Genomic DNA, 21777 nt, shown 5'->3' with positions numbered 1-21777 from the left:
CATCGCCCGGACTGTGCCCCTGCGCTAGGGCGTGTCCGCCAAGCAGCACCGTACGCCCGAAGGGCGTGGCCCGCGGCGTCTGGTGCGTGCGATGGCAAGGTGGAGGGTCGCCCTCGTACCGGGCGTACTTGGGCGATCCCGGCAACGCAGCAGCGTCCGTGCCTGGGGGCACCTCCCAGCGGTAGCCGGGGGAGCGTCGTGGGCCAGGCGGGACTGTGCGGACACGCCCTAGGGGCAAGGCCCGGGGGAGGCGGGTCTGTGGGGCCGTGGCCGGCCTGTCCGGCCGGGGACGTGTTCCGGCCGGCGGGGAGACGGGGGCGCTCTCCGCGGAGGAGAACCCGGGGCGCACATCCGGGAACCGGTGACCGGTCGGCAGGCGGCCCTGGTGACCGGACCGTGCAGGCGCAGCCCCGGACCCGCCCCTCACCAGCCGGAAGGGCCCGGGCCCGGCGCCCGGCGCCCGTGGCCCGTCCGCGCCGCGTGCTGCGAAGCGGGCCGTGTCGTGGCGCCCGTACGACACGAGCCCGCCCGCCACGTCCTCCCCACCACCGGTGGACCGCTGGACGGCGTGCCGGCTACGTAATGCACCGAGCGCCCCCTCCACCACCCGCACCGCCGTGCGCCACAGAGGCACCGGCTCGGGCACCGGGGGCTCGGGCGGTCCGACGAAGGGAAGGGCCGCCGCCCCCACGCCGGACGGGCGCCATGCCCGCCCGCCGGAGAAGCCCGCCCTCCCGCACCCCACCCGCACGGCACGCGGCAGCAACCGTCCGTGCAGTGCCACGTCCGGCATCGGCTGCCACGCCGCCAGCGACTGCCGGAAGCCGGGCAGCGGGCTCCCCGCCAGCGTCGCCCGGCGGGCCCACGACGGCAGCGGAAGCCGTGGCGACGCCGTCGTGGGCTGCGACGGTGCGTGCTGTGACGGGGCACGCTCCGGGCGGGGTGACCGCCGGCGCAAGGGCCAGGAGAACATCACAGGCCCCCGTCCCCGGCGAGCGTCGTGTTGATCCGGGCGATCTCCCGCACCCACGCGCGCCGTTCCCCGTGCGGGAGGGTCAGAAGATCCGCGTACGCCCAGTGGAAGTGATAGGCGATGTACGCGACCTCCTCCCGGAGCCGGCCGGCGGGGTGCGTCACGATTCCCCCAGGCGTTCACCGGGCACGGGCTCGGGGACCGCGAACGCCGTCCCGCACGACGGGCAGGTCACCGCGCGGTCGCCCTCCAGCCCGTTGATCCGGCGGTAGCAGTCCTGGAGGTAGGCCAGGTCGGTGGCGAACAGCGACTCCACCACGCCGGCGTGGATCTCGGGCACGTTCCCCAGCCGGGTGATGACGAGGCTGAGCAGCACGACCCCCAGGTACGCCGGGTTCTCCTTGACCCGCTGGTCGATCAGTGGCGCCAGTTCGTCCCGCGCGGTGGCCAGGCGCATGCGGCCCCGGCGGTGGACGGTTCCGTCGCCGTCGACGTACCCACAGGGCAGTTCGAAGTCGAACTCGGTCTGCAACCCGGAGGTCTGCTGCGTCATCGGTTCTCCTGCCTACCGGTTCGTCGTCAGAGGATGCGCTCGCGGAACACCGTTCCGGCGGAGGTGTCCGCCGCCCACGCCTCGACCCGGACACGCCCGGCCTCGGAACCGGCCGTCAGGGCCGGGGAGGCCGCCACGCCGGTGTCGTCGCTCGGGACGACCGCGATCGGACCGCCGTCGAACGAGGCCAGGTCGTCGTCCACGACCCGGAACGTGACGTCGACCGCCGGTACGGGCGCGCCGTTGGCGTCCACCACCGTGACCTTGAGCCGCTCGGCGAACTCCGTACCGCGCAGCGCCTCCTGTCCGGCGCCCGAGAGGTAGCGCGTGTGGTCGGCGGGCCCCACGGCCGCGGTGACGGTGATGTTCTCGAAGCGGGTGTAGGCGCTCTCCTCCTCCCACATGGCCGAGATGTCGCACTCCCCGGCGAGCTTGGCGTGGAGCACGGTGCTGGTGGCGGTGCCGTCGACCGAGGTGGTCCGGATGTCGGTGGTCCTGTCGCCCTCGAACCGGGCCTCATCGCCCTTGATCGTGAAGGTGATCGTCGCTCCCTGCACCGGGCTGCCGTCCAGCCTGGTCGCCTTGACCCGCAGCGGGTTGGGGAACGGCGTGCCGACGACCGCCTGCTGCCCCTGCCCCGAGACGGGGGTCAGCTGGACCTTCGAGACGCGGAACATCTGCCCGGTGCCGGCGAGCCCGACCCACAGCGTCCCGTCCCGGTCCACGGCCAGGCTCGACGGCCCCGTCCCCTTGCCGGTCGAGATGGTCCCGGTCAGGTCCGTCGCGCCCGGGGCGAAGTAGCCGACCGCGTCGCCCGTGGGCATGGTGAACCACGCGGAGCCGTCGGGCAGCCCGTAGACGCGCTGTGCGACCGCGGGGATGTCGATGGTCCGGTGCGCCTTGGTGTCGAAGTCGTACCGGATGATCTTGGCGTCCGGAGTGGTCGCCCAGAGCACCTTGCCGCCCGTACCGGTGAGCGCGACGGACTGCGGCGTGAGCTGGGCCCCGAAGTCGATGGGGGACAGGTCGAAGTCCCCGCGCGAGGCGTCGAAGCGGACCACGCGATGGCGTTCGGGGCAACTGACCCAGTATTCCTGGGGGTTGCTGCTGTCGACGGTCAGCCCGTGCAGCGGCTTGTCGTAATCGGTCGAGTAGGAGACCCCGCCGTCGGTGTCGATGAAGAGCAGTGCCCCCTTGCCTTCGAGTGTCGCGACGACGCGCCGGGCTCCGGCGCTGTCCGACCCCAGGGCCATGGCGCGGGTGGCAGCCGCCTGCCCGGAGCTGTGCAGCGCGTAGCGGCCGTCACTGGTGCACGCGAGGGCGTGTCCGGCCGTGTCGTCGTGGATGTAGGTCCAGACGGCCTGGTCCCAGAGCACCAGGTCCTCCGCCTTCTTGCCCGAGTAGATCGGCTCGAACACCTTGCTCTCGTACGGGCTGCGCGGCGCGAAGCGGCCGATCTTCGCGTCGGCGGTGATGAACCAGATGTTCCTGTCGGTGGGGCTGTAGGCGAGCGCCACGGGCTTGGCGTTCCCCGTGAGGTCGTATGTGTTGCCGGGTCCGGACGGCACGGCGGGGCTCCTCTCGTGTCGCGGTGGGGGGTTACGCCTCGTCGTCGTCCAGGTCGTTGCGCACGCTGAGGACCACGGTGGTGGGCGGTTCGTTGTCACCCCAGCCGATCTTCAGGACGACGTCCTCCTCCACCTTGCCCGCCTGCACGGCGGGGAAGGCGACCTGGCCGGTCCAGTCCGTCTCGATGACGCATTCGCGGCGGCCGTCGAGGAACGTCGCCTCCTGGGACGTGATCCGGCAGGTGAGAGGGATTCCCGGGGTCGGGCTGGCGCCGGCCATGAACTCGGCGACGAGGGGAACCTCGGCCACGGAGCCCGGGGCGATGCCCTTGACCGGCTGGACCAGCATCTGGGTCTTGCCGAGGGCGGACTTCCCCTCTGTGGGGATCGGGTACTTGCCGATCTTGTTCGTCTTGCGGTTGGTGTACCAGATGACCTGGTCCGTGTCGTCGATGCAGATCCCGTATGCCTCGCTGCCCGGGGGCAGTGCCGGGGTGGGAAGGGGCGGACGGGAAACGTCCTTGTCGAAGCAGTAGATCTTGTCGGTGCCGGCCACCCAGATGTTGCCGTCCGGGCCGAATGCCAACTGACGGGGCTCGCCGTTGATGGTGGAGCTCGTCTTCCACGACTTGTTCCTGATGTCGTACCGCAGGATCTGGTTGGGGCCGCTTGCGCTGATCCAGAGGTACGGATTTTTTGCGGTGCCTTCCTGGATGATGCCGGAGATGACGTGAATGGGCTTCTGGCTGCCGCCTCCCGGGAGCGGAATACGCCGCCACTGTGCGTCGTCGGCGGCCGGGGTGTACCAGTACAGGCCGTTGGTCTTCCTGTAGGGCCTGTCGTGCGCCTGCCCGGTGACCCAGTAGGTGTACTTGGTCGGCGTGTCCGGGTCGTTGACGGTGGCCGCCACCGACCAGAGCCATGTGTTGAACGCGTCGGTGTCCGTGGGGAGCGAGTGGTAATTCGCGCCGTCCTGCCCCACCTCGACGTAGCCCACGTTGGTGTGCACGGGCTCGGCGAACAGAATGTAGTCCTTGACCGGGGACGACGGATCCTCGCTGGTCTTGAACCGCACGCTGGTGATGGTCTGCGCCCGGGCGTCGGGCTGGAGATTGTGCTTGTTGATGATCCTGAGCCGGTCGACGTCGAACTCGTAGATGGGGTCGTAATCCTGCGGTCCCGCGGGCGAGGCGAACCACACGACCTTCCGGTCCGTCGGATCCTTGATGATTCCGGCGGTGTACTGCGGAATGAGATCGGTGTGCGCGGTCTGGGCGGACGGATCGCTCCTGCGGATCTGCACGAGGGCGTTGTTGTCGGTCGTCACCCACAACCAGCGATTCGGTCCGATCGTGATGGAGTGGGGGACTTTGGTGCCGCCGGTCTGGTCGATCGGGAATTCGTCGATGGGCATGGGCGATCCTCCGGATCCGTTCTGATTTCGGTTCACGGCTGTTCGCGTCGCACCGCACCGCCGTCGGCGGGATGAAAGTGCCGGAAGCACATGCCAGAGCGGCGGTGCGTGGAAACCGATGCTAGCGGCTCGGACGTGCTCGTCAACAGGCCGCAAAGCCGGGGGGATCGCTCTTTCGAGCCACTTCACCCGAGGTGCTGAAGGGGCGTCCCCTTCGCCGGAGAGCTGGAATTCGATATTCCGTCCGGCGGGAAACGTTTTTTCGTGAGGATGCCGCTCCATGGCGAGAATCTGCCGGTTGCCCATTGCGTGAAGAAAAGTGATCGGCCAGTCTTCGGGCATCGCCTCAAGATGGTGAGGAATCATGCACCGGAGCGATCACATTCACTTGGGTGAGCATTCTTCCGGGCCCACGCGCCGGCCCGCCGCGGCGCAATCCCCGCCGTCCCCACGGGCAGTCGTGGCCACGCTGCAGCCCAGGGTGGGCAACGCGGCCGTCAGCAGACTGATCGGCGACGCACCACTCGTCGTCCAGCGCATGCCCCGCCCCGCGCGCACGGCCACGTTCGGCCGCTGGGAGAACGAGGTCGTGTGGGAGGGCCCCGTCTGGGGCGCCTTCGACCGCACCGGCGGCGGCCGGTCGGTGCACGTCACGCTGGGACCGGGCTCCCGCGCTCCGGAACGCAGCTACGGCGGCTCACCACCCGACCCCAGGGAGTGCACCGTCGTCAACGCCCTCATCGCCCGCGACGGCGGGGGCTGGGTCCGCGGCCACCTCTGGAACGACCACCTCGGCGGACCCGGCACGTCGTGCAACCTCACTCCCATGACGTCCGCGACGAACAGCCAGTTCAACAGGGGCTTCGAGGAACCGCTCAAGAAGATGCTCTGGGCGTGCATGCGGCACGCGCAGGACAACCCGACGGCGGAGCACTGGTACGGGGTGCGCTTCCACGTGACGGCGGAGGGGCGGCGGTCGGACACGAAGGGGGATCCGGACCACCACGTGGCGCAGGAGTTCGACCACGCGGCGCGCTACGTCAGGAAGGACAAACGGACCGGTGTGCTGACGCTCGCCGGGGGCACCGTCCCCGCGGGCTTTCCGGCCGAACTGCTCTGACGGATCCCGCACCACGTGCACCGGCCCGTCGGGCTGAGGGAAGGCCACACGGAGAGGCCCCGCCATGCGCGCGCATCACCCCGCCAGGAATCCCGTTCCCATCGAGAAGAAGGCCGCGGCACGCGCCGTCCCGGTCTCGCCGCCGCCGTCGCCGCAGCTCTCGCCGCGCGACCTCCTCGCCCGGCAGCGCGCCGCCGGGAACGCGGCCGTCGCCCAGCACGTCCAGCAGGCCCTCGCCTCCCGGGGACGGCCCCTCGCCGACCCGCTGAGGTCGGAGATGGAGGCCCGCCTCGGCGCCGACTTCTCCGGGGTACGGCTGCACACCGACGCCGCCGCCCGGCGCTCCGCCGCCGAACTGGGTGCCCGTGCCTACACCTCCGGCGACCACGTCGTCATCGGCGACGGCCCGGTGAACCGGCGCACCCTGGCCCATGAGCTCACCCACGTCGTCCAGCAGCGCCGGGGCCCGGTCGCCGGCACGGACAACGGGGCGGGGCTCCGGATCAGCCATCCGCACGACCGGGACGAACGCGCCGCCGAGGAGAACGCGCGCCGGGTGACGAGCGGACCGGCACCGCTACGCGGCGGCACCGCCGGGACGACGCTCCCGCCGGACCGGTTCGCCGCCCCCACCGTGCAGAGGGTGATCCACCAGGAAGCCAGCTACACCGTGGAAGCGGGCGGCAGGACCTCCCTCACACCCCGCGGCGACATCGACGTCGAGGAGCACGGCGGCGAGACCTGCGTCCGCGTCTACCAGACGGTCTTCGCACCGGTCATGGGCGCCGGCCGTCACAAGGACGTGCAGCAGCACGGCGGCGGAGCCATCGACTTCCGCAACCAGAAGGGCTCCGGCTGGCTCAACATGGGCCGTCCCTGGCGGGCGATGCACTACATGCGCACCTACCAGGACCAGAAGAACCGCGCGGCCCCGAGCGGCGCCGGCGTACCCACGGCGCAGACCACGTCACTGGTGCGGTCCTTCCTCGTTCCCCTGGAGACCTACCGGCAGGTGACCGGCCACGCGGTCAGCGAGCAGCAGATCAATGCCACCCACGACCCCAGGAACCTCAACCAGAGCACGGACAAGGTGAAGGACACCGACCAGTACGAGGTCCGCGGCATCTGGATGGCGCAGGTGGCCGCCACGGCCGTACCGGACTCCCTCGTCACCTATGCCCCGGACGGCCTGGTGGCGGAGCTCCGGAAGGACTCCCGGCACGGCCGGGTGGAGCCGCTGAGCTCCCTGCTGGGCCGCCTGGGCATGCCGGACCTCCAGGACTTCCCCGAGTACGGGCCCGCCGGGCCGCCACGGCGTGACGGCCTGGTGCTCCCGCTCGACAAAGGCAAGATGCCCGCCGATTCCGCCCAGAGGCGACACGTCCAGCGCCTCGACCGGCTCCTCGCCGACGCCTTCCCGAAGGACGGGAACACCAGGACCCGCCGGGCGGCGACCGCCCGGACCGAGCTGAAGCGGATGTGCGGTCTGTCAGCGGTCGACGACCGTGACATCGACTGGGCGGGCCTGCGCGATCGCGTGTTGCGGGCGATGAACTACGCGGGGATGCCCGCCGTGCTCGCCGGGGTCTACCACGAGGCCGGCGCGCAGGGGGACGACGACGCCTTCCCGGCCCGGGACCTGGAGATCAAGGAATAGCGTTGCCGCGGGAGGCGGTGCGGCGGCCTCCGACCAGCAGCAGGATGTTCGCGAGCAGGAAGAGCGGCCAGGGCGTGGTGATGAGGATGACGGCGTCCACCACGCCCCAGATCCCCAGCGCCCACGCGATGAACGGCGGTGGTGTGATGCCGCGGTGGTCCAGCCACAGGACGGTCAGGCCGACCACGACGAGCGGCGGGCCGAAGCTTTCCAGGGACAGCCACAGGGCACTGTTGGCCGGGCTCATGTCGGAGAAGTCCTCGCCCCACAGCGCCCCGCTGAACCACTCCCCGGCGTGGCGCGCCGCCCCCTCCAGCGTCAGGGCGAGGAGCGTGTGCGCGGCGCCGAGTAACGCAAGGAGCCAGCCGGCAGATTTGATCATTTGAACTCTCCCATCTGTGGGATGCGGAGCCGCTGTTGGGATGCGGGCCGCGGCTTCACCCAGAGTTTCGGAACCAAGAGTTTCGATACCCTTGGTTTCGTATGATGCACCCATGCCTGCACGAGAGCAACCCAGAAACCCGGGGGGCCGCCCCCGGGACAGCCGCGTCGACGACGCCATCGCCTCCGCCGTTCGCGAGTTGCTGACCGAGGTGGGATACGCACGGCTCACGATGGCCGAGGTCGCGGCGCGAGCCGGCGTGGGCAAGGCGGCGATCTACCGGCGTCACGCCACCAAGCAAGAGATGATCTTTGAAGTGCTTCTGCCGGACCGGTTCCTGGCCGTGGCACCCGACTGCGGATCGCTCCGCGCAGACCTGGCCGCCGTGCTCGCCGAGATCGCCGACAGCATGGCCGTTCCGCCGCAGGGGACGGTCCCGGGACTGCTGGCCGACATCCACGCCGACCCCGCGCTGCGTGACCGGTTCGACGAGAAGTACCTCGGGGCCCAGCGCCAGACCCTCACGGAGATCCTGGACCGCGCGACCGCACGCGGCGAACTCGCCGACCGCCCCGACCCGGCCGTCCTCAACGCCCTGCTGGTCGGCCCCGTCTTCGCCTGGCTGTTCCTGCTGTCCGAATCCCCCGGCCAACTCCCCGCCCTGACCTCCGCACTTCTCGACGCGGCACTCGCCCTCACCCGGCCCGGCCAGAGGTGGCCGGGAACGCGATGCTCGACCCCTACGTCGCGCGCACCATCCGGGACACCCCGGCCGACCTGATCAGCGTCAAGGTGGGCATCAACATCGTCAGCACCGCATCGTTCCGCCGGCGCACCTTCGCCCCGGCGGTGCACGGCCACGGCGTGCACCCGAACGCGGCCGGCTACCGGCGGATGGGCAAGCGGTTCGCGGACGTCGGCCTGGGGGCGCTCACCGGCTGACTGGAGCGCTTGGACACACCGGCGGGGTACCGAGAACACCAGTTGGCGGCCCCTGGCGACGCAATCGGTCCGTCACGCGTCGAAGCGGTGGCGGGAGGTCTCGATGTGGCCGAGGTACCGGTGGGTCCAGTCGCACAGTCCGTCGATCGTCACCCGCAGGGCCTGGCCCGGACCGGTGAGGGCGTACTCGACCCGCGGCGGCACCACGGGGTGCACCGTCCGCTCGACCAGACCGTTGCGTTCGAGCATGCGCAGGTTCTGGGTGAGCATCTTGTGGCTGATGCCCTCGATCTCGTTTCGCAGCTCGCTGAAGCGCAGGGTGTGCTCACCCAGGGCTTCGATGATCAGAAGCGCCCATTTGTTGGCGACGTCAGAGAAGATCTCGCGCGCCAGAGAGTCCGCGCGCCTGAGGTCCGCTTCGTCGGGCGAGCCCGTGAACTGCTTGGTCACCATGAGGTTCCTCAGTCACTGAAAAGTGCGTTCTTCCACGTCAGCGGCCAGTCTCCTACGGTTCCTCAGTAACCACAAGAGACCAGGGGTGTCCTGGTCCGGGGACGGGCGAGCCCGCGGGCTCCCGTGACAAGGAGGCGGGCAACATGGCCATCACACTGGTGAACCCGAGCGGATTGCCCACGGTCGATGTCTACCGGCAGGTGTCGATCGCGACGGGGACGAAGCTGGTCTTCATCGCCGGGCAGGTCGCCTGGGATGCCAAGGGGCTGACGGTCGGCGAAGGCGACCTCGCCGCGCAGGTCGAGCAGTGCTACATCAACATCGCCACCGCCTTGGCCGAGGTCGGCGGCTCGTTCGACGACGTGGCGAAACTGACCGTCCACGTCGTCGACTGGACGCCCGACAAGATGCCCCGGCTCCTGGAGGGGATCCGTCGGGCGTCCGCGAATCTCGGGGTCACCCCGGTCCCGCCGGCCACGCTGCTGGGCGTTGCGGCACTGGACGTCCCCGACCATCTCGTGGAGATCGAAGCCGTCGCAATCCTCGACTGAACCGCGGGGAGATCCGAGCGCGACCCGTCAGTGTCCTCGGCGGGCGTTGAGCCGGGCGGCCTGGCGTGTCAGGTGGTCGCGCTCGGCGAGGTTGGATGCCTTGTGGGCCGCCTCGGCGTACAGCCGTGCCGCCGTCGCCAGGTCGCCGTCGCGCTCGTGGAGGTACGCCGCCACCGCGGCGTGGCGGGGCAGTGAGGCGTCCAGTGCCGCGAGTGCCGCCAGTCCCGCGCGCGGTCCGTCGGCCTCGCCGACGGCCACGGCGCGGTTGAGCCGGACGACGGGGTTGTCGGTCAGGCGCGTGAGCTCGTCGTACCACTCGACGATCTGCACCCAGTCGGTCTCCTCGGCGGTGGGCGCGTCGGCGTGGAGGGCTGCGATGGCGGCCTGGGCCTGGAACTCGCCCAGCCGGTCGCGGGCGAGGGCCGCCTGCAGAATCGCGACGCCCTCGGCGATCACGTCGGTGTCCCACCGGGCGCGGTCCTGCGCGGCGAGCGGCACCAGGCTGCCGTCGGGGGCGGTCCGGGCAGCGCGCCGGGCGTGGTGGAGCAGCATGAGAGCGAGCAGACCCGCCACCTCGGGGTGGTCGACCCGGGCCGCGAGCTGCCGGGTGAGCCGGATGGCCTCCGCGGCGAGGTCGACGTCGCCGGAGTAACCCTCGTTGAAGACCAGGTAGAGGACGCGCAGCACGGTGGCCACGTCGCCGGGCTGGTCGAACCGCACGCCGGAGACCGTGCGCTTGGCCCGGCTGATCCGCTGCGCCATGGTCGCCTCGGGCACCAGGTAGGCCCGGGCGATCTGGCGGGTGGTGAGCCCGCCGACGGCGCGCAGCGTGAGCGCGACTGCGGACGTCGGCGTCAGCGACGGATGGGCGCACAGGAAGTAGAGCTGGAGCGTGTCGTCCACCGCGGGTGCGGGCCCGGGCGCCGGCTCCTCCGCGACGAGGTCCTCACGCCGGCGGCGGGCGGCATCCGCCCGCATCGCGTCGAGGAACCGGCGCCAGGCCACGGTGACCAGCCAGCCCTTCGGATCCCGCGGCGGGTCGGCGGGCCAGACGCGGACCGCCTCGACCAGCGCGTCCTGCACGGCTTCCTCGGCCGCCGCGAAGTCGGCTCCGCGGCGGACGAGGATGGCGAGCACGCTCGGCGTGAGGCTGCGGAGCAGGGCCTCGTTCATCGATGAGGGCACTCCGTGACGGTGGGCGACGCGGTCAGGAACGGGCGCACCTCCAGCCACTCGTGTATCGGCTTGCCACCCGCCCCGGGGGCGGCCGACAGTTCCCCGGCCAGCTCGACGGCGCGTTCGTAGCTGTCGACGTCGATCACCATCCAGCCGGCGATGAGGTCCTTGGTCTCCGCGAACGGGCCGTCGGTGACCGGCGGGCGCCCCTCACCGTCGTAACGGACCCACGCTCCCTCGGGGGCGAGCGCCTGACCGTCGACGAATTCGCCGGTCTTCTCCAGCCGGGCCGCGAAGTCGTTCATGTACTGCATGTGCGCCGAGATCTCCTCCGGCGTCCACTGGTCCATCGGCACGTCGTTGACCGGGGCCGGGGCGCCGCGGTAGTGCTTGAGCAGCAAGTACTTGGCCATCGTGTTTCTCCTCGCTGGTGCGACCCGGTGTGGTCGCGTTCATGGCGGGGACGGAGCCGGTCACAGGTTCTCGACATCGCCGTCCGATTTTTTCCTGTCCAACGAACGGCGCCGGGAGCGGGTGCGTGTCGCCTGACGACGGACGGTGTCCAGGGGGCGCTCGGATCAGGCGAAGTCGGTGGCGGGTTCGGTGGCATAGCGGCTCATCGTCCGGATGTTCGCCTGCGGGGTCAGCGCCTTGTCGCCGGCCATCATGTCCTGCAGGTCCCGGAAGTACTGCACGTACAGGTCCGGTGTGAGAATGCTGAGCATGACGGCCGGTTGATCGGTCACGTTGGCGAACGTGTGCGGGGCTCCGAGCGGGACCATCACCAGCGTGCCCGCGGTCGCGTCGTGGTCCCTGTCCCCGACCGTGAACCTCACCGTGCCGGAGATGACGTAGAAGCCCTCGTCGTGCCGGGCGTGACGGTGCTGCGGCGGTCCGGGGGTATCCGGGGCGAGGACGGACTCGGTGAGCCCGAGGCGATGCCCGGTGTTGCTGCCGTCTTCGAGGACCCGCATGCGCGTGGTGCCCAGGAGGATGTTCTCCCCGTCGCCCGGACCGACCACCGATAGGGTGGGGTCGGCGGTGGGTCGGCTGGTCTTCGGTTCATCGGACATGCTGCGATTCCACAGCCCGGGCACCGAGGCCGTCCAAGACCTGTTCCATGACGCCGATACCGTACGAGTATCGTCGCACTATGGAGCTACGTCTGCTGCGCTATTTCGTGGCCGTCGCCGAGGAACTCCACTTCGGCCGGGCCGCCGCCCGGCTGCACATGAGCCAGCCACCCCTGAGCCGGGCGATCAGGCAGCTGGAGACCGAGGCCGGCGCTCCGCTGTTCGACCGGTCGCCTGCCGGTGTGACCCTCACGTCAGTGGGAGCGGTACTGCTCGATGAGGCGCGCGCCCTGCTCGACCAGGCCGAACGGGCACGCGTGCGCGTGGCCGCGGCGGCAGCCGGCACCGCGACCCTCACCGTCGGCATCCTGGGCGACGGCACCGACCCGAGCGCAGCACAACTCGCCCACGCCTACCGCCGGCAGCATCCACGGGTCGAGGTGCGCATCCGCGATGCCGGGCTGACCGACCCCACCTGCGGGCTGCACGCCGACGCGGTCGACGTCGCCCTGACCCGCGGGCCGTTCGACGAGACCGGCCTGACCGTGCACGAGCTGCGCGCCGACCCCGTGGGAGCCCTGCTGCGCGCCGACGATCCGCTGGCCCGCCGTGACAGCCTGAAGCTGGCCGACCTGGCCCACCGCCGCTGGTTCCGGTTCCCGGAGGGCACCGATCCCCTCTGGCAGTCGTACTGGAACGGCGGGGAGCCTCGCGAGGGCCCGGTGGTGCGCGCACTCCAGGAATGCCGGCAGGCCGTGCTCTGGAACGGCACGATCGGCATGACTCCCCTGGGCCACGAGCCGGGAGAGGGACTCACGGTGGTGCCGCTGATCGACATGCCGCCGAGCCCTGTGGTGGTGGCATGGAACGCGGGCGACACCCGTCCACTGATCCGCTCGTTCCTCCGGATCGCGATCGCCGCCCACCGCACCTGAGCGGTGGCGTCAGACCAGAACGTCCTTGTAGAAGAGGTTGGAGCGGCGGTCGCCCGGGTCGCCCGAGGCGAAGCCGAGGAAGAGACGGACGTCGCCGGCGACCGTCTGGTAGACGGCCAGGCCCTCCGGCTCGCGGAAATCGAGGGTCGAACCGGCCTTGGTCAGGACGGGACCCTGCTTGATGGTGCCGGTGTTCATGTCGATGCTGGTGATCTCGGAATCGACGATCCAGTTGCCGTCGGCATCCTTGCCGTTGGTCTCGTAGTCCTCGCCCGTCATGACGTAGAGGTACTGGCCGTAGGCGGCGTATCCCTGGAACTTGGACGACAGTGTGGGCAGCGTCGGCTGCTTGAAGTCGGCCAGCGGGTTGCTGAAGTCGCCGTTCGTGGCGGCGGCGAGGTCGTAGACGGCTATGTGCTTGCCGTCGCTGAGGTGGTAGCGGACGACGAGGCGGTTGTTCACCGGGTCGATGGAGCAGGTGTGCTCGGAGGCGGCGGCGACGGGCGTGTACGTGACCAGCGCGGAGGACGTGTTCGACAGCGTCGTGCCACTGGTGAACCTGAAGCGGGCGAGGCGCCGGCCGTAGCCGCCGTCGGAGTCCACCTCCGTCCACAGGTAGGTGGAGCTGCCCACGCCCTGCGCGCCGAAGGCGACGCCGTGGCCGAAGCCGGTCAGGTGCATGTGTCCGACGTAGGTGCCCGAGAAGTCCAGCTGGGTGATGCACAGGTCTCCGGCCGCTTCCGCCGTCCCGTTGCGCCGCTGTGCCACGAACAGGCGCCGGTTGACGTTGTCGAAGGCGAATCCCTGCTGAACCGTCACGTCGTGCAGCGGCTTGCCGCGGTACAGGTCGGTGGACGGCTGGGTCAGGTCGAAGCGCTGCGAGGCGGGGACGGCCGCGGAGGCGGGGTACGCGGCCGTGCCCAGGCCGAGCGCGGCCAGGCCCAGTCCGGAACCGGCGCGGAGCAGGGAGCGGCGGCTCGGGCCAGCGGTGCGGGTCATGTGTCTCCTTCAGAGCGCGGCGGCCGGTGGGGCACGGTCCTCCCGCAGCCCAGGTCAGAGGTGGTGCCGGAGGGGCGAGTGGGAGGGACCCTACGACATGGCCCCGCTCACCGCACGTCCCAGGGGCAGCGGAGGACCGGTTACACGCACATTGCCCGATTGCCCCGGCCGACGGTGCTCGCTCCGCCCTGGTGCGTCCGTGCGCCGGCCGATGGTACGCATGGTGCAGTGCTCGTTGTCCGGCGAGGAGGAACGGCCATGAACATCCCTGGTCCCGCACCCCGGGCGGACGGTGGGGTCGGCGCCGTGACGGCAGCGGGCGGGCTGCACCACTACCAGTTGCAGCTGCACGCCGAGTACGGTCCCGTCGTGCGGTTCCAGCTGCCGGGCACGGACGTTGCCGTGTCGGTGGCGGATCCCGTGCTGCTGGAGGCCACGGCGCACATCGACAAGCGCCCGGAGAAGCTGTTCGCGTTCCTGGCTCCCTTCTTCGAAACCGGGAACCTGCAGGTGATGCCGGCCGGTGAGCATGCCCCATGGCGGCGTCTGCTGCTGTCGGTGCTGGCCGGGCGGCCTTCCCACGAGCGGCACTTCGCACGGTTCACGGCGCTGACGACCGAGCTCGCCGACCGCTGGGCCGGGCAGCGCGACGACGAGCCCGTGGAGCTGCAGCAGGACCTCACCGAGCTGTCCCTGCGCATGATCTGCGAGTACGCGCTGGGAGGGCAGGTCGCCGACCCCGACGGTGTGGTCGCCGCTTTCGAGGAAGTGCTCACCGAACACCTGGGCCGGCTCTATCACGTGCAGGACACCGGCCCACCGGAGGAGCGCACCGGGCGGGCACAGGAGGCCCTGGCCCATCTGCGCGCGACGGTCGGCCGAGTGGTGGCGGCCCCTCGCTCCGGCGGTCGTACGGACAGAAGCGATCTGATCGGCACGCTCGTCGAGGCCGGTGAGGACCCGGCCCGGATCCGCGACACCGTCATGGTGACGATGCTGGCCGCCCACCACACGACCGGGGTGGCCGTCTCATGGGCCCTGCACCTGCTCGGACGGCATCCCGAGGTGGCCGAACGCGTCGCCGGCGAACTGGACCGCGTGCTGGGTGACCGGCCGGCGCCCGGGTACGCCGATCTGCGGCGACTCGCGTACCTGGGGATGGTCCTCAAGGAGTCGATGCGGCTCTACCCGCCCGGCCCCTACGGCGCGCGGGAGACGACCGAGGCCCTCGCCCTGGGCGGTTACGAGGTCCCGGCCGGAGCAACGATCTTCTATCCGATCCGGGCCGTACACATGAACCCCGCCTACTGGCCCCGGCCGGACAGGTTTCTGCCCGAGCGATTCACTCCGGAAGCGGTGGCCGAGCGGCCGAAGCTGGCCTACATCCCCTTCGGGGTCGGGCCGCGCAGCTGCGAGGGCGCCGGCCTGGCCATGGTGGAGGCCGAGTTGGTGCTGGCGGTGCTGCTGAAACGCTTCCGGTTCCGGCCGGCGCCGGGCCACGAGGTGATCCCCGTCGAACGGTTCGTGCTCTGGGCGGCCGACGGCATCCGCATGATGGTGAGTCCACGGCTCCCCGAGTAGGTGGCCGTGAGCCCGGCCGTAATTCGTTTGACCTGGCCGGACGGGCGACGCTGCACTGTGGCGGGGCCACGAGTGGTGGTGCCGGCAACCGGGGAGGCAGCGGCAGCAATGGAAATCCGTCCCACGACCGACCAGGACTTCGACGTCTTCGTCGACACTCTTCATGCCGCGTTCGGGCGCTTCCCGGAAACCCCGGCCGAGGGCGGCGGCGGGGTCTGGTGGTCGGCGCTCGAAATGGACCGCAACCTGCTCGCCATTGCGGCGGACGGGCGGCCCGTCGGCACCGCCGGTGCGTACTCCTTCGAGCTCACCCTGCCCGGTGAGATCCTCGTCCCGGCCGCCGGGGTGAGCGTCGTCGGCGTCCTGCCCTCGCACCGACGCCAGGGCGTGCTCAGCGCGATGATGCGGCATCAGCTCACCGAGCTGCGGGCCCGAGGGGAGTTCCTCTCCGTCCTGCTGGCCTCCGAGGCCCTGATCTACCGCAGGTTCGGCTACGGACCGGCGACCTACACGGCGCGGCTGACGGTGCCGCGCCACCGGGCCGCCCTCGCCCTCCCACGGGCGCGCGGCACCGCCGGCGCACCGGCGACCGGTGCGGACACCGGCTCGGTCGAGGTGCTGCGCAGTGCCGAGTGCGGCGGGATCCTGGAAGAGGTCTACGACCGGTACCGCCGCGCCCAGCCCGGCGCACTGTCCCGGCCGCACCGCTGGTGGGCCGTGCGCGCGGGGCAGCCCCCGATCGCGCCGACGCCGCGCTACGCCGCCGTCCACCGGGACGCCGACGGCGCCCCGGACGGGTACGCCAGCTACTCGGTCGAGTCCGGCACCCTGACGGTCGACGAAGTGATCGCCACCGACGACGCCGTCTTCACGGCCCTGGCCCGGTTCGTGCTCGGACACGACCTGGTCACTCAGGTCGTGTTCAAGCACGTCCCGCCCGGGCACCCGCTGCGCTGGCAGCTTGCGGACTTCCGCGCCGGCGAGGTGAGCGAGGACACCGACTGGCTCTGGGCGCGGCTGCTGGACGTCCCGCGTGCGCTGACCGCGCGCGGCTGGTTCACGGACGGCGAGCTCGTCCTTGACGTCGACGACCCGTTCCTCGGCGAGCACGGCCGCTACCTGCTGACCGTCCGGGACGGCAAGGCCGACTGCGTTCCGACGGACCGGGAGCCCGACCTGTCCCTGGACGTGAGCGACCTGGGCTCGGTCTACCTCGGCGGGACCGCCCCCAGCACGCTCGTGCGTGCCGGACACATCCGGGCCCACCGCCCGGGCGCGGCCACCCTCGCTGACGCCCTCTTCCGCGCCGACCGCCCCCCGCACTGCCTGCACTGGTTCTGATCGCGTCACAGCGGCTGGGAGCGGGCGGGGATAATGAGGGGGTGCACTCTCCCGCCCCGCCCCCTCCCGGCCTTCCGGACCTTTCCGGCAAGCCGGACGCGTACCCCGTCTCCGATGTGGCGGCCTACCTGGCAGGGGAGTGGACCGTCGAGCGCGCCTTGTCCGACCTCGCGTCGGAAGCCGGCGGCTCCTTCCGCGGCACGGCGGTGTTCGAGGCGTCGGGAGACGGCCGGCTGCTGCACACGGAGAACGGCGAGCTGTGCTGGGACGGCACGACGGGCCGGGCCGGCCGTACGCTCGTGCTCCTGCCCAGGGCGGACGGCACCTGCGACGTCACCTTCGCCGACGGCCGGTTCTTCCACGACCTGGATCTGCGCACCGGAAGCTGGACCGTCTCCCACCCCTGCGCGGCCGACCGCTACGAAGGGATGTTCACCGCCGTCTCCCACGACGCATGGACGGTGCACTGGCGCACGACCGGCCCGTCCAAGGACCACCTGCAACGCAGCGTCTACCGAAGGGTGAGCCCTGCGTCCCGGGCCACACCGACGGTCTGACGAACGGGGCCCCCGGGCGGTCCGCGACGCCCGGGAGATGCCGATGGTGCCGGCAGGCCGTCGCGGACCGCTCTCACAGCACTAGACGGCAGGCGGCTTCCGTGCCGTCAGGACCGTGTCCCCGCTGGCCGGGACGACGCTCATGGCGATGTCCTCGAAACCGGCCTCCACAGCCCACTCCCGGCAGGCGCTCCGCGTGTACTCCGAGCCGGTCGGGGTCATCATCAGCATGTTCAGGCTGAGCACCAGCTGGGGCGCGGTCGTCCGCCCGTCGTCGATCATCGGGTCGTACACCAGCAGGTACCCGCCGGGGCGCAACGCCTCGTACGCGCGGGCGAGGAGCAGCACGCGTTCCGCGGCGCCCCAGTTGTGCAGGACGTGGCCGATCACGACGCAGTCGCAGGCGGGCAGCGGGTCGCGGAAGAAGTCACCCGCCCGGAAGGCGGCGCCGGCGGCCGTGCCCAGCCGCCGCATGTGCTCGTCGAACAGCGGCTCAAGCTGCGGCAGGTCGAACACCGTGGCGGTGAGGTGCGGGTGCGCCCGGACGAGCCCGGCGGCCACCGTGCCCCGGGCGCCGCCGAGGTCCACCACGTGCTTGACGTCCTGCCACGGCAGCAGGCGGGGCAGTTCCCGCAGGACGGAGCTGCTGGCGCCGTCCATCGCGTCGTGGAACCAGCGGGCCCGCTCGGAGTGGTACTCCTCGCCGAAGATCTCGTCCTGGCCCGGGCCGCCGGAGCGGGGCCTGCCGTCCCGCAGCGCCTCGGCCAGGTGCAGCCAGCGCGGGTAGAGGTCCTCGGACTGGAGCCGGACCAGGTCGCCCAGATAGCGGGGCCGGCTCCGGACGAGGTACTCGGTGGCGGCCGGCCCGTTGCGGTAACGGTCGCCGTCACGTTCCAGCAGCCCGAGCACGGTGAGCAGGTCGAGGAAGTCGGCGGCACCGCGCGGATGGAGCCCGCAGCGGGCGTGCAGCTCCTGCGCCGTGAGGCCCCCGGCGTCGAGCACGGTGAACAGGTCCAGCTCGACGGCCGCGTGCAGGGCACGGGCCCGGCTGAAGGCGGTGGCGATGGCCATGATGCCCGCCGGCCCCGCCGGCGGTGCGGGATTGGTGGTCACGAGGGCTCCCGGGGGACGTACGGGACGAGGGTGCCGTCGCCCCGCTGCTGTTCGAGGACGGCCGCCGCGTCCAGCTCGCCGCGCCCGTCCCGGCCCATGTCCGCGAACCGGCTCGCCGCGACGTCCAGCAGCGGCGCGCGGACCCCGGCGTCCCGGGTCTCCTCCGCCATCATCCTCAGATCCTTGGCCATAAGAGCGGTGCGGAAGGCGGGCGGGTCGTAGGCGCCGTCGCGCATCAGGCGGCAGCGGAAGGACAGGGCAGGGGAGGAGTAGCCGCTCTCGGCGATGGCGGTGAGCATCGTGGCGGGGTCGACGCCCACGCGCTCCGCGTAGTGCACGGCCTCGGCGACCGCGACGAGCTGGGCGCCCAGCAGCGAGTTGAACGCCAGCTTCACCGCCGCCGCCTCTCCGGTGCCGCCGAGCCGCAGCAGCGACTTCGACAGCAGGCCGAGGACCTCCTGGGCCCGCTGCACGTCCTCCGGCTCGCCGGCCGCCAGGATGCGCAGCTGACCCGTGCGGGCGTGCTCGGCGTTGCCGATCAGGCACGCCTCCACCCGGTGCACGCCCCGCTCCCGCAGCCGCCGGCCCGACGAGCGGGCGTAGGGCGGCGAGACGGTCGAGGTGTCGATCACGTACGTGCCCGGCTTCATGGCCTCGGCCGCTCCGCCCGGGCCGAAGAGCACGGACTCCTCCGCCTCGTCGTCGCTGAGGGCGAGCAGGACGGTCCGGTGGTCGGCCACCGCCGCCGCGGGAGTGGGGGCCACGGTCGCGGAGCGGTCGCCGGAGGTCACACGGGCCTTGCCGGCGGTGCGGTTGCTCACGGTGACCGCGTACCCCTGGGACAGGAGCCGCTCCGCCATGGCCGATCCCATGACGCCGGCCCCCAGACAGGCGATGCTCTTCTCCACCGCTGTGTTCTCCTTCCCCGGCCCGGTCACAGCGGCCGGTCCGCGTACCGGACCTGGAGGCACCGCATGGAGCTGTCGAGGAAGAACTGCCGGAAACCCTCCCGGCTCTCGGTGGGCCGGGGCTTCTCCAGGAACGGGTCGAGGAGCGCCTCGACTTTCTGCACGGCCGGCTGGGTCGCCATGTGCCGCATGAGCGCCTCCAGTTCGCCCTCGTACTGCACGACGCGCACGATCTGGTTGCCCCGCATGAAGATGGCGGTGGCCAGCAGGCGGCCGGCCGGGCTGCCGTCGGGCCGGGTGATGTCGAAGGAGTCGGGCCGGCCGCCCGTCCGCAGAATCTCCGCCACCTCCTCCTCGGTGCCGGGCCTCACGTTCCAGGTCACCGCCGCGAATTTCGGGCTCGCGTCCGTCATGGAAATCCTCGATTCCGGTACGGGATCGGCACGTTCCGGTGTGCCGCGGAAGGAAAATCCCGGCCAACCCTGCCGGGGGCCCGGCGGGCCGGTCAAGGATTTCCCGGCGAATTACTCGACCGGGTAGGGCGGTTATCCGCGGGGATATCCCGTCGCGCCCGTGCGGCCCTTGCGGACTATCCGGTCGGTGCCTTGAAGCGCCGCCGGGCGGCCGAATACCTTGCCCGGGTCGAGGCGTGCACCGGACGCCGCCCGGACGCCTTCGCGGGCGGTCCGGGCACCGAAACCGAGGGAGCACCGTGAGCCAGACCGACGTCCCAGAATCCGGAATGTTCACTCCCGAATTCGACGCGGACCCCTATTCCGTCTACGGGCCGCTGCGGGAGAAGTCCCCGGTGACCCGCGTGAAACGGCCGGACGGCACCGAAGTGTGGTGGATCACGCGGCACAAGGAGGCCCGCGAGGCGCTGGCCGACGACCGGCTGAGCAAGGACATGCGGCAGGCGGGCGATCTCTACCTGGCGGTCTTCGGGGAGAGCGAGGAATCCGCCATGGCGCTGGACCAGAACATGATCAACTGTGACCCGCCCGACCACACCCGGCTGCGCCGCCTGGTCGCCAAGGCGTTCACGGCCCCCCGCGTCGAGCGGCTGCGGCCCCGCATCGAGGAGCTGGTGGACGAGCTGCTCGACGGCCTGGACCCGCACGGCCGCACCGACTTCCTCCAGGAGTTCGGCTACCCGCTGACCGTCTCCGTCATCTGCGAGCTGCTGGGCATCCCGGCCGAGGACCGCGGCAGCCTGCGCGAATGGAGCTCCAAGCTGGGCGCCGCCGGCTTCACCGAGGAGGGCCGGGAGGCGGCCGGCGCGGCGCAGAAGCAGCTCAACGCCTACCTGCGCGCACTGATCGCCCGGCGCCGGGACGAGCCCGCCGACGGACTGCTGGACGCACTGATCGCCGTGCGGGACGAGGGAGACTCCCTCACCGAGGACGAACTCGTCTCCACCGTCTTCCTGCTGATGTTCGCGGGCCACGAGAGCACCGCACTCCAGATAGCCAACAGCATGCTCACCCTGCTCCGGGAACCCGGCCGGTACCAGGCCCTGCGCGAACACCCGGAAAAGGTCGACGCGGTGGTGGAGGAATGCCTCCGCTACGACGGATCCGCCGAAGTGGCCACCTTCCGTTTCGCCCGGGAGGACATCGAGATCGGGGACGTCACCATTCCCCGCGGGTCCATGGTCACCATCGTCATCGCGGCGGCCAACCGTGACCCCCGGCAGTTCTCCGACCCCGAGGTCTTCGACGCCGAACGCGGCCATTCCGGTCACCTCTCCTTCGGCCACGGACGGCATTACTGCATCGGCGCCTCGCTGGCCCGGCTGGAGCTAAGGGCAGCCCTGCACGGAATTCTCCGCCGGTTCCCCGCGCCCGCGCTCGACGTCACCTGGGACGAGCTCCACTTCCTGCCCGGCGGCCTGGCCTTCCGCGGCCTGCGCAGCCTGCCGGTCCGGCTCTCGCCCCCGGCGCCCGCCGGCCCGGGAGGACACGGCGCGGAGGTACCGGCATGACGCACCGCACCCTGATCGTGGCCCGGATGGACCCCCGTGACGAGCCGGCCGTCCGGGACCTGTTCGCACAGTCGGACCGGGGGCCCCTGCCGGACCGCGTGGGCGTCCTGCGCCGCGACCTGTTCTCGTACCACGGGCTCTACTTCCACCTGCTGGAGACGCGCGACGACGTCGGCGCGCGGCTGGACCGGGCGCGCGCCACGGAGGAGTTCGCCGCGCTCAACGAGCGGCTGGCCCGCCACATCACGCCCTACCTGCCGGACTGGAAGGAGCCCCGGGACGCGATGGCGCACCACTTCTACCACTACGCGCCACCCTCTCCGTGACCGCCCACCGCTTCCCGCCCGCATACCGCCGGGCGCCCCGCGCCACCGGCCGGCCTCTCCTGGCCGACATGGCCACGGCCGCCGAGCTGCTGGCGACGATCTTCCGCTGCGCCCCGCCCCGGGCGGGGCCCCCGCTCCCGGGCGCTCCGGCACTCACCACGCACCGAAGGA

Annotated in this window: 23 protein-coding genes and 1 pseudogene; 11 read left to right on the top strand and 13 right to left on the bottom strand. The window is 71.4% G+C overall.

What is annotated here, in order from left to right; all coding sequences use genetic code 11:
• Positions 1 to 972: 972 nt before the first annotated feature.
• The 4 genes from LE181_RS07225 to LE181_RS07210 are packed head-to-tail and all read right to left on the bottom strand — an operon-like array spanning position 973 to position 4508.
• The gene (locus LE181_RS07225) at positions 973 to 1137 is read right to left on the bottom strand and encodes a DUF6760 family protein (protein WP_225660322.1); all 165 of its coding nucleotides are present in this window, start codon (positions 1135 to 1137) and stop codon (positions 973 to 975) included.
• Complete coding sequence (locus LE181_RS07220; RefSeq protein ID WP_225660321.1) at positions 1134 to 1526, bottom strand: hypothetical protein; 393 nt, start codon at positions 1524 to 1526, stop codon at positions 1134 to 1136. Before LE181_RS07220 ends, LE181_RS07225 begins: the two co-directional genes overlap by 4 nt.
• A gap of 26 nt (positions 1527 to 1552) precedes the next feature.
• Positions 1553 to 3094, bottom strand: a complete 1542-nt coding sequence (locus LE181_RS07215; RefSeq protein WP_225660320.1) for a hypothetical protein — start codon at positions 3092 to 3094, stop codon at positions 1553 to 1555.
• Between the two features lie 31 nt (positions 3095 to 3125).
• Entirely contained in the window at positions 3126 to 4508 is a 1383-nt protein-coding gene (locus LE181_RS07210) for an NHL repeat-containing protein (RefSeq protein WP_225660319.1), read from the bottom strand.
• Positions 4509 to 4968: 460 nt separating this feature from the next.
• Between LE181_RS07210 and LE181_RS07205 the strand changes: the two genes are divergently transcribed.
• Both LE181_RS07205 and LE181_RS07200 read left to right on the top strand, forming a co-directional pair.
• On the top strand, positions 4969 to 5628 hold the full coding sequence (locus LE181_RS07205; RefSeq protein ID WP_225660318.1) for a hypothetical protein: 660 nt from the start codon (positions 4969 to 4971) through the stop codon (positions 5626 to 5628).
• A 64-nt stretch (positions 5629 to 5692) separates the two neighbouring features.
• The gene (locus tag LE181_RS07200) at positions 5693 to 7285 is read left to right on the top strand and encodes an eCIS core domain-containing protein (protein WP_225660317.1); all 1593 of its coding nucleotides are present in this window, start codon (positions 5693 to 5695) and stop codon (positions 7283 to 7285) included.
• On the opposite strand, the gene LE181_RS07195 is transcribed toward LE181_RS07200, so the two are convergent.
• Entirely contained in the window at positions 7275 to 7667 is a 393-nt protein-coding gene (locus LE181_RS07195) for a DUF6463 family protein (RefSeq protein ID WP_225660316.1), read from the bottom strand. The genes LE181_RS07200 and LE181_RS07195 overlap by 11 nt on opposite strands.
• Before the next feature lie 40 nt (positions 7668 to 7707).
• Between LE181_RS07195 and LE181_RS32170 the strand changes: the two genes are divergently transcribed.
• Positions 7708 to 8448: a TetR/AcrR family transcriptional regulator gene (locus LE181_RS32170; protein ID WP_308103094.1), complete on the top strand. Its 741-nt coding sequence runs from the start codon at positions 7708 to 7710 to the stop codon at positions 8446 to 8448.
• Positions 8382 to 8525: pseudogene (locus LE181_RS32165) on the top strand (lipase); the annotation flags it as partial. The gene LE181_RS32170 and the pseudogene LE181_RS32165, both read left to right, overlap by 67 nt.
• A gap of 156 nt (positions 8526 to 8681) precedes the next feature.
• Here LE181_RS32165 and LE181_RS07180 read toward each other — a convergent pair.
• Complete coding sequence (locus tag LE181_RS07180) at positions 8682 to 9062, bottom strand: winged helix-turn-helix transcriptional regulator (protein WP_225660315.1); 381 nt, start codon at positions 9060 to 9062, stop codon at positions 8682 to 8684.
• Positions 9063 to 9205: 143 nt separating this feature from the next.
• Between LE181_RS07180 and LE181_RS07175 the strand changes: the two genes are divergently transcribed.
• Positions 9206 to 9613, top strand: coding sequence for a RidA family protein (locus tag LE181_RS07175; RefSeq protein ID WP_225660314.1), 408 nt, complete (start codon positions 9206 to 9208; stop codon positions 9611 to 9613).
• A gap of 27 nt (positions 9614 to 9640) precedes the next feature.
• Here the strand turns inward: LE181_RS07175 and LE181_RS07170 are convergent, their stop codons facing one another.
• The 3 genes from LE181_RS07170 to LE181_RS07160 all read right to left on the bottom strand — a co-directional run bounded on the left by LE181_RS07170 (position 9641) and on the right by LE181_RS07160 (position 11862).
• Positions 9641 to 10786 carry an RNA polymerase sigma factor gene (locus tag LE181_RS07170; protein WP_225660313.1) on the bottom strand — a complete coding sequence of 382 codons (1146 nt, stop codon included), beginning with the start codon at positions 10784 to 10786 and terminating at the stop codon, positions 9641 to 9643.
• Positions 10783 to 11202 (bottom strand): YciI family protein, encoded by a 420-nt coding sequence (locus LE181_RS07165; RefSeq protein ID WP_225660312.1) that lies wholly within the window; start codon positions 11200 to 11202, stop codon positions 10783 to 10785. The genes LE181_RS07170 and LE181_RS07165 overlap by 4 nt, the downstream gene beginning before the upstream one ends.
• A gap of 165 nt (positions 11203 to 11367) precedes the next feature.
• Entirely contained in the window at positions 11368 to 11862 is a 495-nt protein-coding gene (locus tag LE181_RS07160) for a cupin domain-containing protein (RefSeq protein WP_225660311.1), read from the bottom strand.
• 80 nt (positions 11863 to 11942) lie between these two features.
• On the opposite strand from LE181_RS07160, the gene LE181_RS07155 reads away from it, so the two are divergent.
• A complete protein-coding gene (locus tag LE181_RS07155; protein ID WP_225660310.1) occupies positions 11943 to 12797 on the top strand; it encodes a LysR family transcriptional regulator in 855 nt (284 codons plus the stop codon).
• 9 nt (positions 12798 to 12806) lie between these two features.
• On the opposite strand, the gene LE181_RS07150 is transcribed toward LE181_RS07155, so the two are convergent.
• Positions 12807 to 13796, bottom strand: coding sequence for a phage baseplate protein (locus LE181_RS07150; protein WP_225660309.1), 990 nt, complete (start codon positions 13794 to 13796; stop codon positions 12807 to 12809).
• Between the two features lie 258 nt (positions 13797 to 14054).
• Here LE181_RS07150 and LE181_RS07145 point away from each other — a divergent pair, with 258 nt between their 5' ends.
• The 3 genes from LE181_RS07145 to LE181_RS07135 all read left to right on the top strand — a co-directional run bounded on the left by LE181_RS07145 (position 14055) and on the right by LE181_RS07135 (position 17275).
• Complete coding sequence (locus LE181_RS07145) at positions 14055 to 15377, top strand: cytochrome P450 (RefSeq protein WP_225660307.1); 1323 nt, start codon at positions 14055 to 14057, stop codon at positions 15375 to 15377.
• 108 nt (positions 15378 to 15485) lie between these two features.
• Complete coding sequence (locus LE181_RS07140) at positions 15486 to 16718, top strand: GNAT family N-acetyltransferase (RefSeq protein ID WP_225660306.1); 1233 nt, start codon at positions 15486 to 15488, stop codon at positions 16716 to 16718.
• A 41-nt stretch (positions 16719 to 16759) separates the two neighbouring features.
• Positions 16760 to 17275, top strand: a complete 516-nt coding sequence (locus LE181_RS07135; protein ID WP_225660305.1) for a DUF6314 family protein — start codon at positions 16760 to 16762, stop codon at positions 17273 to 17275.
• 81 nt (positions 17276 to 17356) lie between these two features.
• On the opposite strand, the gene LE181_RS07130 is transcribed toward LE181_RS07135, so the two are convergent.
• Genes LE181_RS07130 through LE181_RS07120 form a run of 3 tightly spaced genes read right to left on the bottom strand, consistent with a single transcriptional unit; the run spans position 17357 to position 19709 of the window.
• The gene (locus LE181_RS07130) at positions 17357 to 18388 is read right to left on the bottom strand and encodes a methyltransferase (RefSeq protein ID WP_225660304.1); all 1032 of its coding nucleotides are present in this window, start codon (positions 18386 to 18388) and stop codon (positions 17357 to 17359) included.
• A complete protein-coding gene (locus LE181_RS07125) occupies positions 18385 to 19296 on the bottom strand; it encodes an NAD(P)-dependent oxidoreductase (RefSeq protein ID WP_225660303.1) in 912 nt (303 codons plus the stop codon). The genes LE181_RS07130 and LE181_RS07125 overlap by 4 nt, the downstream gene beginning before the upstream one ends.
• Positions 19297 to 19322: 26 nt before the next feature.
• A complete protein-coding gene (locus LE181_RS07120) occupies positions 19323 to 19709 on the bottom strand; it encodes a SchA/CurD-like domain-containing protein (protein WP_225660302.1) in 387 nt (128 codons plus the stop codon).
• Positions 19710 to 20008: 299 nt separating this feature from the next.
• Here LE181_RS07120 and LE181_RS07115 point away from each other — a divergent pair, with 299 nt between their 5' ends.
• Positions 20009 to 21280, top strand: coding sequence for a cytochrome P450 family protein (locus LE181_RS07115; protein ID WP_225660301.1), 1272 nt, complete (start codon positions 20009 to 20011; stop codon positions 21278 to 21280).
• Positions 21277 to 21606, top strand: coding sequence for a TcmI family type II polyketide cyclase (locus LE181_RS07110; RefSeq protein ID WP_225660300.1), 330 nt, complete (start codon positions 21277 to 21279; stop codon positions 21604 to 21606). The genes LE181_RS07115 and LE181_RS07110 overlap by 4 nt, the downstream gene beginning before the upstream one ends.
• Positions 21607 to 21777: the final 171 nt, after the last annotated feature.

This window comes from Streptomyces sichuanensis (genome assembly GCF_020328095.1).
In the GTDB taxonomy this organism is placed as follows: Bacteria; Actinomycetota; Actinomycetes; order Streptomycetales; family Streptomycetaceae; genus Streptomyces; species Streptomyces cinnamoneus.
The sequence above is the reverse complement of the archived record's forward strand: the minus strand, read 5'-3'. Positions and strand labels throughout refer to the sequence as shown.